The sequence below is a fragment of the Nocardia sp. NPDC004860 genome, assembly GCF_040609015.1.
Lineage (GTDB): Bacteria > Actinomycetota > Actinomycetes > Mycobacteriales > Mycobacteriaceae > Nocardia.
Genome location: NZ_JBEXJI010000017.1, coordinates 138,996 through 153,736 on the forward strand (window position 1 = coordinate 138,996; position 14,741 = coordinate 153,736).

General features: G+C 65.0%; 10 protein-coding genes and 5 pseudogenes. 11 read left to right on the forward strand and 4 right to left on the reverse strand.

The window, feature by feature from the left end:
* Positions 1-127 precede the first annotated feature (127 nt).
* The 4 genes and pseudogenes from ABZV44_RS27640 to ABZV44_RS27655 all read left to right on the forward strand — a co-directional run.
* Positions 128-2,116, forward strand: coding sequence for an acetoacetate--CoA ligase (locus ABZV44_RS27640; protein WP_354842248.1), 1,989 nt, complete (start codon positions 128-130; stop codon positions 2,114-2,116).
* Complete coding sequence (locus ABZV44_RS27645) at positions 2,109-2,906, forward strand: enoyl-CoA hydratase-related protein (RefSeq protein WP_354842126.1); 798 nt, start codon at positions 2,109-2,111, stop codon at positions 2,904-2,906. Before ABZV44_RS27640 ends, ABZV44_RS27645 begins: the two co-directional genes overlap by 8 nt.
* 22 nt (positions 2,907-2,928) lie before the next feature.
* The gene (gene pabB / locus ABZV44_RS27650; protein ID WP_354842129.1) at positions 2,929-4,218 is read left to right on the forward strand and encodes an aminodeoxychorismate synthase component I; all 1,290 of its coding nucleotides are present in this window, start codon (positions 2,929-2,931) and stop codon (positions 4,216-4,218) included.
* Between the two features lie 107 nt (positions 4,219-4,325).
* Positions 4,326-5,045: pseudogene (locus ABZV44_RS27655) on the forward strand (transposase); the annotation flags it as partial.
* A gap of 79 nt (positions 5,046-5,124) precedes the next feature.
* On the opposite strand, the pseudogene ABZV44_RS27660 reads toward ABZV44_RS27655, so the two are convergent.
* Positions 5,125-5,403: pseudogene (locus ABZV44_RS27660) on the reverse strand (ATP-binding protein); the annotation flags it as partial.
* 188 nt (positions 5,404-5,591) lie between these two features.
* Here ABZV44_RS27660 and ABZV44_RS27665 point away from each other — a divergent pair.
* Genes ABZV44_RS27665 through ABZV44_RS27675 form a run of 3 tightly spaced genes read left to right on the forward strand, consistent with a single transcriptional unit; the run spans position 5,592 to position 8,724 of the window.
* Positions 5,592-6,803: a tyrosine-type recombinase/integrase gene (locus tag ABZV44_RS27665; RefSeq protein ID WP_354842132.1), complete on the forward strand. Its 1,212-nt coding sequence runs from the start codon at positions 5,592-5,594 to the stop codon at positions 6,801-6,803.
* The gene (locus tag ABZV44_RS27670; protein WP_354842135.1) at positions 6,800-7,738 is read left to right on the forward strand and encodes a tyrosine-type recombinase/integrase; all 939 of its coding nucleotides are present in this window, start codon (positions 6,800-6,802) and stop codon (positions 7,736-7,738) included. Before ABZV44_RS27665 ends, ABZV44_RS27670 begins: the two co-directional genes overlap by 4 nt.
* Positions 7,735-8,724 carry a tyrosine-type recombinase/integrase gene (locus tag ABZV44_RS27675; RefSeq protein WP_354842138.1) on the forward strand — a complete coding sequence of 330 codons (990 nt, stop codon included), beginning with the start codon at positions 7,735-7,737 and terminating at the stop codon, positions 8,722-8,724. The genes ABZV44_RS27670 and ABZV44_RS27675 overlap by 4 nt, the downstream gene beginning before the upstream one ends.
* A gap of 24 nt (positions 8,725-8,748) precedes the next feature.
* On the opposite strand, the gene ABZV44_RS27680 is transcribed toward ABZV44_RS27675, so the two are convergent.
* Together ABZV44_RS27680 and istA are read right to left on the reverse strand one after the other, a co-directional pair.
* On the reverse strand, positions 8,749-9,330 hold the full coding sequence (locus ABZV44_RS27680) for an ATP-binding protein (protein ID WP_354842141.1): 582 nt from the start codon (positions 9,328-9,330) through the stop codon (positions 8,749-8,751).
* 134 nt (positions 9,331-9,464) lie between these two features.
* Positions 9,465-10,979 (reverse strand): annotated as a pseudogene (istA, locus tag ABZV44_RS27685) (IS21 family transposase); the annotation flags it as partial.
* A gap of 234 nt (positions 10,980-11,213) precedes the next feature.
* On the opposite strand from istA, the gene ABZV44_RS27690 reads away from it, so the two are divergent.
* From ABZV44_RS27690 to ABZV44_RS27705, 4 genes and pseudogenes are all read left to right on the forward strand, one after another.
* On the forward strand, positions 11,214-12,782 hold the full coding sequence (locus ABZV44_RS27690; protein ID WP_354842144.1) for an ISL3 family transposase: 1,569 nt from the start codon (positions 11,214-11,216) through the stop codon (positions 12,780-12,782).
* A gap of 36 nt (positions 12,783-12,818) precedes the next feature.
* A complete protein-coding gene (locus ABZV44_RS27695) occupies positions 12,819-13,484 on the forward strand; it encodes a hypothetical protein (protein ID WP_354842147.1) in 666 nt (221 codons plus the stop codon).
* An 85-nt stretch (positions 13,485-13,569) separates the two neighbouring features.
* Positions 13,570-13,934 (forward strand): annotated as a pseudogene (locus ABZV44_RS27700) (IS256 family transposase); the annotation flags it as partial.
* 84 nt (positions 13,935-14,018) lie between these two features.
* Positions 14,019-14,348 (forward strand): annotated as a pseudogene (locus ABZV44_RS27705) (ATP-binding protein); the annotation flags it as partial.
* 173 nt (positions 14,349-14,521) lie between these two features.
* Here ABZV44_RS27705 and ABZV44_RS27710 read toward each other — a convergent pair.
* Positions 14,522-14,704 (reverse strand): hypothetical protein, encoded by a 183-nt coding sequence (locus tag ABZV44_RS27710; RefSeq protein WP_354842150.1) that lies wholly within the window; start codon positions 14,702-14,704, stop codon positions 14,522-14,524.
* Positions 14,705-14,741: the final 37 nt, after the last annotated feature.

Below are 14,741 nucleotides of genomic sequence, written 5' to 3' on the forward strand. Positions count from 1 at the left end.
CGCGCAGCACTCGTTCCAGCCAGTTCGGCCTGTTCAGGCAGAACTGGCTGCCACGTGCAACTACACCGCGCGCCAACGACACCTAATCTTCTGAAGGGAATTGACCGTGCCGGAAGCGTTGTCCGACATGCCAATCTGGATTCCTGGCCCGTCGACAGTAGAACGGTCGAACATAGTCGCCTTCCAGGCATGGATGGCCAGGCGACACGATCTCGCCTTCGACGACTACCGGGCTCTTCACCAATGGTCTGTCAGCGAGCCCGATCGGTTCTGGGTCCTGTTGTGCGAGTACTTCGGCATCATCCGCTCGGGTAGCGACCATCCGGTGCTCCTCGGAGACCGGATGCCGGATATCCACTGGTTTCCCGGTCTGCACCTGAACTACGTCGACCAGGTTCTGCGCCATGCGGATGCCGACGCCGTCGCGATCGTCGACGATTCGGAACCCGGCGGCGCCGGTCCGCGCGAGGTGACCTGGCGAGAGCTACGGCGGCAGGTTGCCGCAATCGCAACGTACCTTCGAGAGTGCGGAGTCACCGAAGGCGACCGTGTGGTCGGCTATCTTCCCAACATTGCCGAGGCGGTCATCGCCTTCCTGGCCACGGCAAGTGTGGGTGCGGTGTGGTCGTCGTGCGGGCAGGACTACTCCGCGTCCGCGGCTGCCGATCGACTCGGCCAGTTGGACCCGATGGTCCTGATCACAGCCGATGGATACCGATACGCCGGTAAGGCAGCCGATCGTCGCACCTCGATTGTTGCGTTACGCGAGGCGTTGCCAACCGTGCGGGCCACCATTGTCATCGACCGACTCGGTCTGACGCTTGATGACATCACCGACACAGTCCAGTGGTCGCACGCCAGCGCGGGCGAGCACGAGTTCACACCAGTGCAGGTACCGTTCGAGCACCCCCTGTGGGTACTGTTCTCTTCCGGGACCAGCGGTCGGCCGAAAGGTATCGTTCACGGTCACGGCGGAGTTCTGCTCGAGCACCTCAAGCAGATGGCTTTCCACCTCGACCTGCGGCCGGGAGACATCTACTTCTGGTACACATCGCCGAGCTGGATGATGTGGAACTTCCAGGTCGCTGGACTACTGGTCGGCGCGACGATCGTGACATACGACGGCAGCCCCTCTCACCCAAATCCGGATATGCTCTGGTCGCTGGCGGCGCGCCACAAAGTCGCAGTCCTCGGCACCAGCCCGGCTTACCTGCAGGCCTGTGAAAAATCGGACGGCGATCCGAGGCACGATTGCGACCTCAGCTCACTGCGCACTCTGGGAGCCACCGGCTCGGTTCTGCCACCAGGCTCCTACGACTGGGTCTCGCGCAAACTGGGCAAACACGTGGCATTGGCGTCCACAACCGGCGGAACGGATGTCGTCAGCGCCTTCGCGGGATTCGTTCCGACCGAACCGGTTCGGGCCGGCGAGCTGTCGGCGCCATGCCTGGGCGTCGCGCTCGAATCTTGGAACACCGAAGGACGTTCGGTGCTCGACGAAGTCGGTGAGCTGGTCGTGACAATGCCACTGCCGTCGATGCCGCTCTACTTCTGGGACGACCCGGATGGTGCACGCTACCGCGCCGCCTACTTCGACTACTGGCCTGGCGTCTGGCGGCACGGCGACTGGATTACGGTCACCGGTCACGGATCAGTAATTGTGCACGGCCGCTCCGACGCCACCCTCAACCGTAACGGTGTACGAATGGGTAGCGCTGACATCTACCAAGCCGTCGAAAAACTCGCCGAGATCAAGGAGTCACTGGTCCTCGGCGTCGAGTACCCCGACGGCAGATATTGGATGCCGCTATTTGTCGTTCTCTCCGACGGTGTCGAACTCAACGATAAGCTCCGTGCCAAAATTCGCACCGCGGTTCGTGAAGGAGCGTCTCCCAAACACGTTCCGGACGAAGTAATCGCCGTGCCGGGAATCCCACATACCAGAACCGGTAAAAAGCTCGAGATACCACTGAAACGCCTCATGCAAGGCGCCAGCCCCGACGCTGTCGCAGATCCTCGATCGGTCGACGACGCGACGCTGCTTGAGTTGTTCGCCACAATCGCCGCCGCGCAGCCCGCTGCCCGCGACAACGCCGAGGTGGCGGCCCGTGAATGAGTTCGCGCACAACCACGTTCGGGTGGAGATCGATTCGTCCGTTGCCGTGATCACATTGGCGCGGCCAGACAAACACAACGCATTCGACCTTGCCATGGCGCAAGATCTCCACGCCGCGGTCCAGCGCGCGGCCCGCGGTGCGCAAAGCGGAGCCGTACGCGCGATCGTCCTCGCTGCCGAAGGGAAGGTTTTCTCCGTCGGCGGCGACCTCGCATACTTCTCCGGGAGCGGCGATCGCAGCGAACGAATGCGACAGGTCGCGACCGCATTGCACGACGCACTCGAACTCCTCACCACCGCATCGGTGCCGGTTGTGTCCGCCCTGCACGGCATTGCGGCAGGAGCCGGCGTGGGCCTGGTCCTGGCCGCTGACATTGTTCTTGCCGGACCACACGCGAAGCTGCGCCTGGCCTACACCGCAGGTGGTCTCTCGCCCGACTGCGGTGCTTCCTGGATCCTGCCGCGCAGAGTCGGCATGGCCCGCGCTATGGACCTCGCCCTGACCAACCGTGCTGTCGATGCCATCGAGGCGGAGAAGTGGGGTCTGGTAAGCCGACTGACGGACTCCGATGATGTCGTCAGCGAAGCACGGGCAATCGCAAGGCGACTCGCTGCTGGGCCCAGCGAAGCATTCGCCGCAACCAAACACCTGCTGTGGACAAGTCTCGACCGATCGTTCGTAGCGCATCTGAACTCAGAGGCAGAAGCGATTTCGCGACTTGTGGACAGTCCGGACGGCCGTGAGGGCATAGACGCTTTCCTGGCCAAGCGCGCTCCGACGTTCAGCTGACCTGCGGCGGAGGGGATAACCGATGCGACGTCCGTCCGAGTGGGCACGTTTCGACAATCTGCGCGCTGGGCGTGCCCAATTGTTTCCCGAGATCGCGTTCTGTCTGGTTGCGTGGCACCACGAAGACGTCGCCGCTGTCCTGGCCGAGGTCGAACGAGTGACCGCAGACGGTTGGTGGGCATACGGATTTGTTTCCTATGAGGCGGCCTCCGGGCTCGATACGAGTCTGCAGGTCCACCCGCCGAAAGCTGGTCTGCCGCTGGTGTGGTTCGGCGTCAGCTCCGCACCACTGGACGTTCCCGTTGTGGCCTCGTTCACTGACCACGATTACACCGTCGGCCGCTGGTCGTGTGACTGGACCAGGGCCACGCATCGAGATCGGGTGGCGACCGTTCGCGCCCGAATAGCCGAGGGCGAAACATATCAGTGCAACTTGACCACCCGCATCCGCGCCCAGATGCACGGCGACACAACGCAGTTCTACTCCGCCATGGCGCTCGGTCAGCGCGGCGTCTACAACGCCTACCTCGATCTCGGGCGGTACGCCATCGCGAGCGCCAGTCCTGAACTCTTCTTCGAGCTACGCCACGACCGACTCACCATGCGTCCGATGAAAGGCACAGCACCGCGAGGTCGTACAGGCACCGAAGACTCAATCATTCGCGCCCGACTTCAGGCAAGCGAAAAAGAGCGGGCCGAGAACGTCATGATTGTTGACCTGATCCGCAACGATCTAGCCCGACTTGCCGCGACGGGAACCGTCTCGGTGTCGTCGTTGTGTGCAGTCGAACGCTACGAGACAGTTCACCAGCTCACGTCAACAGTGTCGGCCCATCTCCGAGCAGACCTAGGACTGGTAGACATCTTCCGAGCCCTGTTCCCGTGCGGATCTGTCACCGGCGCCCCCAAATGCAGCACCATGCGCATGATTCGCGAACTCGAAGACACTCCCCGTGGCATCTACTGTGGCGCGATCGGCGTGGTAGCACCACCCGACAAGGAGTTCCGAGCCCGCTTCAGTGTCGCGATCCGTACCACGCTCATCGACCGGGACCACGGCACCGCCGTCTATGGCAGCGGAGGAGGGATCACCTGGAGCTCTGACCCGGACGCCGAATACGAGGAATTGCTCACCAAAGCAAAGGTGCTCTACACGCGACCTGGGGATACCCAGGTCTTCGCTAGCTTGGCCGGCGCGGAGCTACAAGCTCCAACCCACCAAGAATCGTCGGCTTTAGCTAACTCCTCCGCCCGTGCGACGAGCAACGATCGAAACCTGTGGATGACTGGGAGCGAGTACCTTCCCGGATGATCTGAAAGACAACGGGTTTCAATCCGTTCGGCGCCAACGCCGGGCGGGAAGGTACGTCCCATGCTCAAGGTAATCGACGGCGTCGCCGGGACGGCGCGGCGGGTCCGGTGTCGGGTTCGCCGATCGACGAAATCGTGCTCGAGGGCGCGGCAGATGCTGGCCGCGGCGTTGCGAGCCGAGGTCGCCGTCTATACCGACCGGTTCGCTGACCAGGTCGACGAGAACGGGCCGCGGCTGGTGGTGCGGCCACGGCTACCACGCCGAACGGCAGGTCATGACCGCCGCCGGCGCGGTCACCGTGGCCGCACCAGGAGTCGACGATGGTCGGGGGGGATCCAGAAAGCGTTGAGCGGCAACGGTTGTCCTCGGCGATCCTGCCTGCCTGGCGCCGCTGACGGCGCTCCCCGCAGCTCACCGAGGTGCTGCCACTGCTGTATCTGCACGACTATCCACCGGTGATTTCGGTCCGGCATTGGAGCAGTTCCTCGGTCCAGGGCTGGGTTGTCGGCGGCGTCGACCGCGAATCGGCCGAATCGTGGGCCGATCTGCTGCGTGATTGCCGCCGCCACGGCATGACCGCCCCAGCGCTGGCGGTCGGGGACGGCGCGCTCGGGTTCTGGCGCGCGCTGCGCGAAGTGTTCAAGCAATCTCGGGAACAGCGCTGCTGGTTTCGCAAATCGGCGAATGTTCTTGCCGCGCAGCCGAAGTCGGCGCATCCCGAGCGCGCTCGGGGCCTTGAAGGAATCTACAATGCCGAGGACATCGACCACGCCCCGATCGCCATCAAGGCGTTCGATATCGATTACGGCGCAAAATATCCCAAAGCAGATATTCGTGTCAACGTTCACGTAATTCCCGGTCCCTGTGCTCACGTAATTCCGCAGGTGGTGGGTCCTGGTTGATGTTCTACCCGATGGCCTCCTTCGGTTGTGTGTCGTTGTCACGAGGACGTTTGTTGGGTCGGTAGGACGGGCCGTTCATGAACACTTGGTGGCTGGTGTTGATCAGCCTGTCCAGCAGTGACTCGGCGACAACGGGATTCGGGAACAGCGGATACCAGTCGACCGGGGCGCGGTTCGAGGTCAGGACCATGGATCCACCGGCGGCGGCGCGTTCGGAGATCAGTTCGTAGAGGTCGTCGGCCTGGGTGGCGGTCAGCTCCCGCATGCCGAAGTCGTCCACTAATCCCGATCTCGGGATTACTCGACTTATCCCGAGCCGGTGATTATCCCGTTGTCTTGCATGGTTGACACGAGAGTTGCTGTGGCGGTGTGTGATTAGTTCTGGTCGCTGGTTCTTGGCTCGGGGTAATTCCGGGGGTCGCACTCTTTGGTTGCGGGAGCACGGTGCTTCCGTGTCGGAGAGGAGCGACGATGGGAACGACTGGGTGGATGGCTGGCGAGGGCCCGCTGGTGGAGTTCGCTGCCGGATTCGAGCAGGAGCTGCTCGCGCGTGGGCACAAGCCCGGTGCGATTGCCAAGCATCTCGGCCTGATGGGTCAGCTGAACCGATGGATGACCAGCACAGATCTGGCGGCAGGTGATCTGCGGGCGGCGGTGGTCGAGCAGTTCCTGGTCGAGGCACGGGCCAGTGGACGACGACGGGTTCCGACGATGGCGACCGCGGCCACGTTGCTGTCGTATCTGGCCGACTGGCGTGTGACCAGTGCGGTCGAGCCGGTGGCCCCGACCGCGCGGGAGGTGTTGCTGGCCGGGTATCGGCACTATTTGCTCGATGAGCGCGGCCTGACGCCATGCACCGTGTTGCGATACGAGCGGTTCGCTAAAAGGTTTCTGTCACAACGGTCTTCACCGCTCGGCGACGAGGTGGGTGATGAGGGACTGACCGGTGGGGAGGTCAACGCCTTCCTGCTGGCGGCCGGGGCGCGTCTGGTCGTGGGGTCGGCGAAACGAGAGGCCGCCGATCTGCGAGCGTTGCTGCGGTTTCTGTATCTGCGCGGCAGGATCGATGCCGATCTCGGTTCGGCGATGCCGCCGGTCGCGGCGTGGCGGGGCACCAGGCTGCCCGATGGTCCCAGCGTCGCGGAGGTCGATGCGGTGCTCGCCAGCTGCGATCGGTCGACGGTGAGCGGGCGCCGCGACTACGCGGTGCTGAGTCTGCTGGCGCGGCTGGGGCTGCGCAGCGGGGAGGTCGCTGCCCTGCAGCTCGGTGATATCGATTGGCGGCGTGGAGAACTGGTAGTGCGTGGCAAGGCACGAAGCCTGGACCGACTGCCGTTGCCGACCTCGGTGGGCGCTGCGGTCGCGGAGTATCTGCGCCACGACCGGCCACGCTGCACCTGCCCGCAAGCGATCTTGACCCTGTATGCGCCGCCACGGCCGATCCATCCCAGCACCATCCCCAAAATCGTCTACCGAGCCTGCCGCCGCGCCGGAGTGACACCGGTGGGCGGGCACCGCCTGCGTCACGGGCTGGCCACCGAAATACTGCGCCAGGGCGGGAGTTTGATCGAGATCGCACAGGTGCTTCGACACACCGATCTCGGCACGACCTCCGACTACGCCAAGATCGACCGGACCGCGCTGCGCGCGGTCGTGCAGCCATGGCCGGCAGCTCGGTCATGAGCACCGACTTCGCGAGCCACGCCGCTGACTACCTACGGTTGCGCCGCAGCCTCGGCCATGACCTGGCCGAAGCGCACCGATTGCTTCCACGCTTCGTCTCCTACCTCGATGCCATCGACGCAACCAGGATCACCACCGACGTTGCGCTGGAATGGGTTCGACGTCGCGACGTCGGCCCTGCCAGCTCGATATGGCCACGACGGATGACCATGGTGCGCGGGTTCGCCCGCTATATGTCGGGCATCGACCCGGCGACCGAGATCCCCCCATATGGGCTCGTAACTCACCGCCAGCAGTGGAAAACACCGTTCATCTACTCCGCCAACGACATCCAGGCATTGCTGCGCGCGGTGCCGGTGGTGGTGCCCACCACGCTGCGCCGAGCCACGGTCGAGACGATGATCGGGTTGCTGGCCTGCACCGGCCTGCGGGTGAGCGAGGCCATCGTGCTGGCCCGTGACGATGTCGACTGCGTCGACGGGGTGCTGACCGTCCGCGCGTCGAAATTCACCAAGAACCGTGAGGTCCTGCTGGACCCCACCGCCACCGCCGCGTTGACCGCCTACGCCGCGATCCGGGACCGACACGTGCCGATCTCGACGACAGGGAACTACTTCTGCTCCGGCAAGGGAACCCCGGTGATCTACTCCGACTTCGGATTCCTGTTTCGGCGGCTGGTGACGGTCTCGGGCGTCGGCACCGATTCGGCCATTCACCCGCGCATCCACGACCTGCGACATTCGTTCGCGGTCCACACTCTCGTGCGTTGGTATCGCAACGGAGACGACGTCGCGGCGCTGCTGCCGCGATTGTCGACCTACATGGGTCACCGCACACCTATCTACACGTATTGGTACTTGTCGGCCAACCCGGAACTGCTCGCGCTGGCCGCTGAGCGACTGCAGAACCCGACCACGGAAGGACTGCACCGATGAGCCCGATCGCGCCCACCCTGCAGTTGTTCTTCACCGAACGGCTGATCAACCAGCGCCAGGCCAGCCCGGCCACAATTACCTCCTACCGCACCACCTTTCAACTGCTGCTGCGGTTCGTCGGTGACCGCACCGGCAAAGCGCCCTCGGCGCTGGAGTTCACCGATCTCGACGCCGAGGCCATCTCGGCATTCCTGCAGCACCTGGAAACCGACCGGCACAACAGCGCCCGCAGCCGCAACGCGCGACTGGCGGCCCTGCGGTCCCTGTTCCGGTTCGCTGCGGTTCGCCACCCTGAACACGCCGAGCTGATCGGGCAAGTGCTCGCTATCCCGCAAAAACGTTGCGACAGAACCGATGTTTCGTTTCTGCAACCCCACGAGGTCGACGCGTTGCTCGCCGCACCCGACCGCTCCCGCTGGGAAGGCCGCCGCGACCACGCCCTGCTCCTGCTCGCAATCCAGACCGGGCTACGGCTGTCGGAATTGACCGGACTCACCTGCGGAGACATCCAACTCGGCCCCGGCGCGCACGCGCGCTGCCGGGGCAAAGGCCGCAAGCAGCGATGCGTCCCGCTCACCCCGGCCACCACCGCGGTCCTGCGCGTCTGGTTCCACGAACGCCACGGACACCCCGACCAGCCCGCATTCGCCACCCGCACCGGGCGACGACTCAGCGACGACGCCGTCGAAGCACGTCTCAACCTCTACAAGGACATCGCCCGCCAGCGATGTCCGTCGTTGGAAGGCAAGCGACTCTCACCCCACACCCTTCGCCACACCTGCGCGATGAATCTGCTGCACAGCGGCGTCGATTCCGCCGTCATCGCGCTCTGGCTCGGCCACACCGACCCCCGATCCACCGCCGCCTACCTCCACGCCGACATGGCGATCAAGGAACGCGCCCTGGCCCGCACCACACCACCCACCACCAAACCCGGCCGCTACCGGCCCCCGGACGACCTACTCGCCTTCCTGGAGAGCCTCTGAATATCCCGACATCCACGACAACAGCTACCGGAGAACCACTGCCACACAAGCAATCCCGCCAAATTGACCCACGACATCGGGATAATCACCGAGTCGGGATAAGTCGAGGATCAGCACGGCGGGCCGGATGAACTCGCGTAATCGTTTGTCCCAGGTCCGGTCGGCGTGGCCGCCGGCCAGAGTGGCCAGCAGCCGACTGGTTTTCATGAACCGGACCTCGGCGCCCTGGCGGATCGTCAGATGCCCGAGTCCTTGTGCCACATGGGTTTTCCCGACCCCGACTGGTCCGTAGAGCAGGACCGACTCCCCGACGGGCAGCCACCGCAGCGCCGCGAGATCGCGGATCTGGGCGGCGGGAAGTTTCGGGCTGGCGGCGAAGTCGAACTGTTCGAGGGTGAGTTGTTGTTCGAACTGGGCGCGACGGATGCGGCGGGCGATCGACTGGGACTCTCGGCGGGCGATCTCGTCGTGACAGAGGACCTGCAGAAACTCGATATGCCCGAGGTCTCCGGCGCGGGCTTGCGCGAGGCGGGATTCGAGGGTCTGCAACATGCCCGAGAGCTTCAACGTCCGCAACGCTTGTTCGAGGGCGACATCGACGATCATGCCGAAACTCCTTCTCCGCGCTCACCTTCGGCGACGCCATCGCGGGCGTCGTCGTCCCGGTCGGTGATCGTGGTGGTGGCGGTGATCGCGGCCGGACTGTTCGGGTTGGGCAGGGCCACGACGTTGCGGAACAGCCGCGAAGGGCCATGCAGGAACGCGGCGGCCCCTCCATCGCCGGTCGAGGGTGGTGGCGGATCGGCCTCCAACCCGGCGACCAGGATGCCCTTGATGGTGCGATAGGACGGGTCCCCGACGGCGATCGCTTTGGCGCAGGCCAATTCGAGCCGCGCCATGCCGTGCTTGTCGGCCAGGCCGAGCACGCCCTGGGCGGCACGCAACCGGAAAAGCGCGTTCTCCGACAGCAATTCGGTGATCACCGCGACGGTTGCCGCACCGATCTCGGCGGCCCGGTTGCGGCACCAGGTCGGTCCGCGCATGGCAAAGGCGATCTTCTCCGGCGGGTAGTGCGACAGGTCGGACTGCTTGCCGAACGGTTTGCGCACATGGGTCGCGATCAACTCGCCGCGGTCGAAGATCTGCACCATCGACTACGTCGACCGGACATCCACCTTGCGCCCGATATGCCGCCACGGCACCGAATACAACGCCTTGCCGACCTTGACATGAATGTCCGGGCCGACGGTTCCCGTCGTCCAGTCCGCGAGCACGAAGTCCTTGCCCGGCAACGGATTCAACGCCTCGGCCTCGATCGCCGCGAACACCGACAGCGGGGAAGCGCCACCCAGCGGTCGACACGACCGGCCACCGGCCACCTCCCGGCACCACTCGAGCGCCGCGGCCTGCATCTGCGCCAGCGAGGTCCATTCCCGGCCCCGCCAGAGCGAGTCACGGATATAGGGCATCGGCCGCTCCACCCGCGGCTTGTCCTTGGGCTTCCCGCGCCGCGCATGATCGACCAAAGTCCCGTAATGATGGGCCAATTCGGCATAGGACCGATTGATCTTCGGGTCATACAGATCCGGACGCGCGACCCCGGTCCGCAGATTGTCAGGCACCAACCGGGCCGGGACACCACCGAAGAACGCGAACGCCTCCACATGGGCCTGGGTCCATGCCTGCTGGTCCATCGTCAGCACCGGACGCACGAACATCATCCGCGAGGCCGCCAGCACCATCACGAACGCCCAGATCCGGCGCCTGCGCCCGCCGACTGGATCGGTCCACGAACCCAGATACCCGTAATCGATCTGGGCTTCCTCACCCGGCGGCGGATCATCCCGCAGCACCGTCACCCGCCCGCGCTGGTCTTCCTCCGGAAGATTCGCTTCCACATACCTTTTCAGCGACGACACCGACGCCGTCAGGCCCTGCTCGTCACGCAGCCGCTGCCAGATCGTCTGCTTGCTCACCCCGGCCTTCAACATCGAAACGATGTAATCGCGATGCTGCTCGATCTCCGGCCACGTCGACTGCCGCAACCTCGTATCAGCCAACTGCGGCAACCACTCCCGCACCAGCTCGCCCCACTCCGCCGGCGACCGCGCCGGACCACCCGGGGACAACCCGGCCGCCACGGCCGGGTCCACATACTTCCTCACCGTCTTGCGGTCCAGACCCAGGCTGGACGCGATCTGGCTCTGCGAACGACCCGCATGCCAATGGATCAAGATCTCGACGATATCGACCACGTCGAACGTTCTCCTCGCCAATCCCGGCTCCCATCACCAACAGATGGGAGCAGCCAACTCCTGCGAGGACCTCACCGCCGCGCTCGTCTTCCCGGTGGGGAATTACGTGAACGACACCCTGGGGAATTACGTGGCTCTGGCGCGAACTCCGTGATGGCGCTGTTCGGCGTGTTGCCGCTGGATCCGGGCTGGGGTGGGTGAGGGTGTGAAGCGTGGTTTGGTGATGCGGCTCGAATGTTGTTGCCGCACTTGGATGATCTGGTCATCGTCGACGTTCGGCGGGATCGGAATGCCGTGACGATCGAAGCCGCCGTTGCGGCGGGATCGGGGACTTGCCCGCAGTGCGGAAGTGACTCGGCACGGGTGCATTCGCGGTATCGACGGCAGCTGGCGGATGTGTCGATCGCGGGCAGCGCGGTGGTGCTGCGCCTTCGGGTTCGTCGGTTCTTCTGTCCGAATAGTGGTTGTGCAGCAAAGACTTTCGCTGAGCAGGTTGCTGGTTTGACGGTGAAGTGGGCGCGCCGGACGAGCCAACTGGCGGCGACGCTGACCAGGATCGGGTTGGCGTTGGCCGGTCGGGCCGGTGCCCGCCTGGCCGGCAAGTTGGGGATCGCGACGAGCCGGGACACGCTGTTGCGGCTGGTGCGGGCGTTGCCGGACCCGCCGATCGCCCAGGTGCAGATACTCGGGGTCGACGATTTTTCGTTCCGCCGCGGACATACCTACGGAACGGTCGTGGTGGATATGCAGTCGCATCGTCCGATCGAGGTGCTCGCCGACCGCACCGCCGCGACGCTGGCGCAGTGGCTGCGCGGGCATGCCGGTGTCGAAGTGGTGTGCCGTGATCGCGCTTCGGCTTACGCCGAGGCGGTCAAGACCGCCGCACCGCACGCGATCCAGGTCGCCGACCGCTGGCATCTGTGGCACAACCTCGCCGAGGCGGTGGACAAGACCGTGGTGGCCGAACGAGCCGCCCTGCGTGCCACCATGGAGCAGATGCCGGAAAAACCTGCCGCGCAGTCTATTCCGTTGCCATCGGTCGCGCCGGCCGAGGGGCGATTGACGACACGAACACGGGAACGATATGCCGCTGTCCGCGCTCGTATCGAGCGTGGGGACGGTATCTCGGCGATCAGTCGTGAACTGCGGCTGGATCGGAAAACGGTGCGGCGCTTCGCCCGTGCGGACACCGCCGATCAGCTACTGGGCGCCGAGCGGGTCCGCGACAGCCTGCTCGACCCGTTCAGAGCCCACCTGCACGACCGGTTGAACACCGGTTGCCGCGACGCCGCGACGCTTGCGGCCGAGATCCGGGCGCTCGGGTATCGCGGCAGCGTCCGCACCGTCCGCCGCTATGTGCAGCCGTTGCGTGAACACCTGCCGCTGCCCGCCCCGATTCCGGCGCCGCCGACCGTGCGCCAGGTCGCGCGGTGGATGACGTGTCGCCCGGACCGGCTCACCGACGGCGATCGCGTGCAGCTGAAGCAGGTTCTGGAATGCAGTGAGGTGCTGCGGGTGACGCATCGGCAGGTGCGCGAGTTCGCCGACATCATGACCACCCGCACCGGCAACCAGCGCATCCAGTCCTGGATCACCAGAGTCACCCGCACCGGCGCGCCCGCGCTGCGAACGTTCGCTCGCGGGCTGCGCAGCGACATCGACGCTGTCACCAACGGGTTGACCCTGCCGCACAGTTCCGGTGCTGTCGAGGGCAGCGTGACGCGAATCAAGCACCTCAAGAGAAGTATGTACGGGCGTGCCAAATTCGACCTGCTGCGCATCCGGATCCTGCACCCCAACTGATTCCACCGGCCGGGCGGGGCTGGCAGGATGGGCCGGGTGGCGAACATACGACGGCGCACACCCGAACCCGAACCGGGCCCGATGCGGATCCAGCACACCCCGGGCATGGCCGATGAGATGATGCGTGAGCTCGCGCCATTTCTGGCCGAGGAGGGCATCGATATCGACAATATCGACGTCCCGGACCTGGAGACGTTGAACGCCGCGTTCGCCCGTGCGGTCGAGCGCCTCAACATGATCCAATCCACCCCGGTCGGTGCCGCCCGCGACAACACCCTCGCCACCCTGCGCGGGGTCGTCGTCGCCCTGATCAACGGCGACGATGCGGCCGCCACCGAGCTGCTCGACGCGATCCCACCCACCGCCACCAGCTCGGACGACGCCACCGTCTCCGGCAGCATCGGCGTCGGCACCGGCCTGCTCGACGACTGGCTCTGCGGCCGCAACCCCGACACACCGAAAGGACTGGCCGCCGCCGTCCGCCTGCCCCGCGGGCACTGGATTGGCGAACGCGCCGCCACCGACCTGCTCGCCCTGGCCCGAAAACACCGCGCCTTCGCCAAACACGACGCCGTCATCGCCAGCCAAGGCGGCCTGCACGTCCTCTACGGCACCGCACTCGCCCTCACCGGCACCATCACCACCTGGGCAAAACTCACCCACAGCCCCGCCACCGAACTCGCCGACACCCACATCGCCTGAGCACCAAGGCATTTCACGGAGTTCGCGCCAGAGCCAATTACGTGAACGAAAACCGGCTCAACCTGGGAAATTCCGTGAACGCCAACAGATATTCGACGATGCCGACATGTTACTGGAATTCTACCAATATCCGGCCGACCACTGGATCCATCTGCGTACCGCGAACCCGATCGAGTCGACATTCGCTTCGGTCCGGTTGCGGACCAAGGTCCCCAAGGGGCCGGGCTCGCGGCCGGAATCGCCATGGCCTACAAGCTGATCGAGGCCGCCCAGGCCCACTCGCACAAGGTCAACGCCCCCGAGGTTGTCGCGCTCGTCCGCAACGGGGCGCTGTTCCTCAAGGGCAAGCTGCTCGAACGGCCCGTGACATCATTCCGCCGCCGTCAACTGACGCGGCCGACACCGACCGGACGGAGGTCGCCTGAAACATACCTAATCCACAGGTTTTGACAATTTCTCCCCTGCGACCGATCTCTGACAGTGGACGGCCGACCTGCATGAGCACAGTACTGCCGCCAACCTGACGTTGCCACTATAAAACCCAAGAGGCCGCAAGCCGCGACGCCACCAACCTTCGCACCCGCCGCAGTCTTCCCCGCAGGGAAGACCATCGACGACTTGGACGAAGCGGCCTCCTCGATCCCGCGCGAGGGCGCACTGAAAGGCCTGGAACGGATTCGGAACAGGGAGAACCTCCGTATGCGCGGGGCGTCGGGCACCGGCAAGAGCCACTTATGCGAAGTGCTGGGCCAGGCCACAGTTGAGGCCAGGCTCACAGTCACTTTATTCACCGTCGAGGGCGCGCTGGACCGCCACCACCGCGTTGACGATTCGGTCGCTCGTGCGATCACCCGGATGGTCCGGACTGATCTCATGGCCACGTGCGGGTGGCCACAGTGCGATCCGAAATGCGGTCAGGCGGTGAGTTCTGCTGGTTCTGGGTCCTCCCTTTCGTCGTCGGCGGTGAATGTTGCGGCACTGCGTAGGGGTGAAGGCAACGGCCGACTTCGAGCCGAATCTACTGGGGATCGCAGGGGTCAACCATCCTGTCCGATCAATATCGCGACAGCGAGCACCGACACTCCGCCGACCACGTCACACCAGACCGCAAGCAACCAGACGCCGAACGCCGCAGCGCTGGCACCGACCGCGGCGCGACAAACCTGGCCTGCGGTCCAGGTTCGTGGAATTCGAACGTTCGCTGCTTCCAGAGCATCCATATTTGCCTCCATCAACTCGTAAAGTACTCGTGATCCA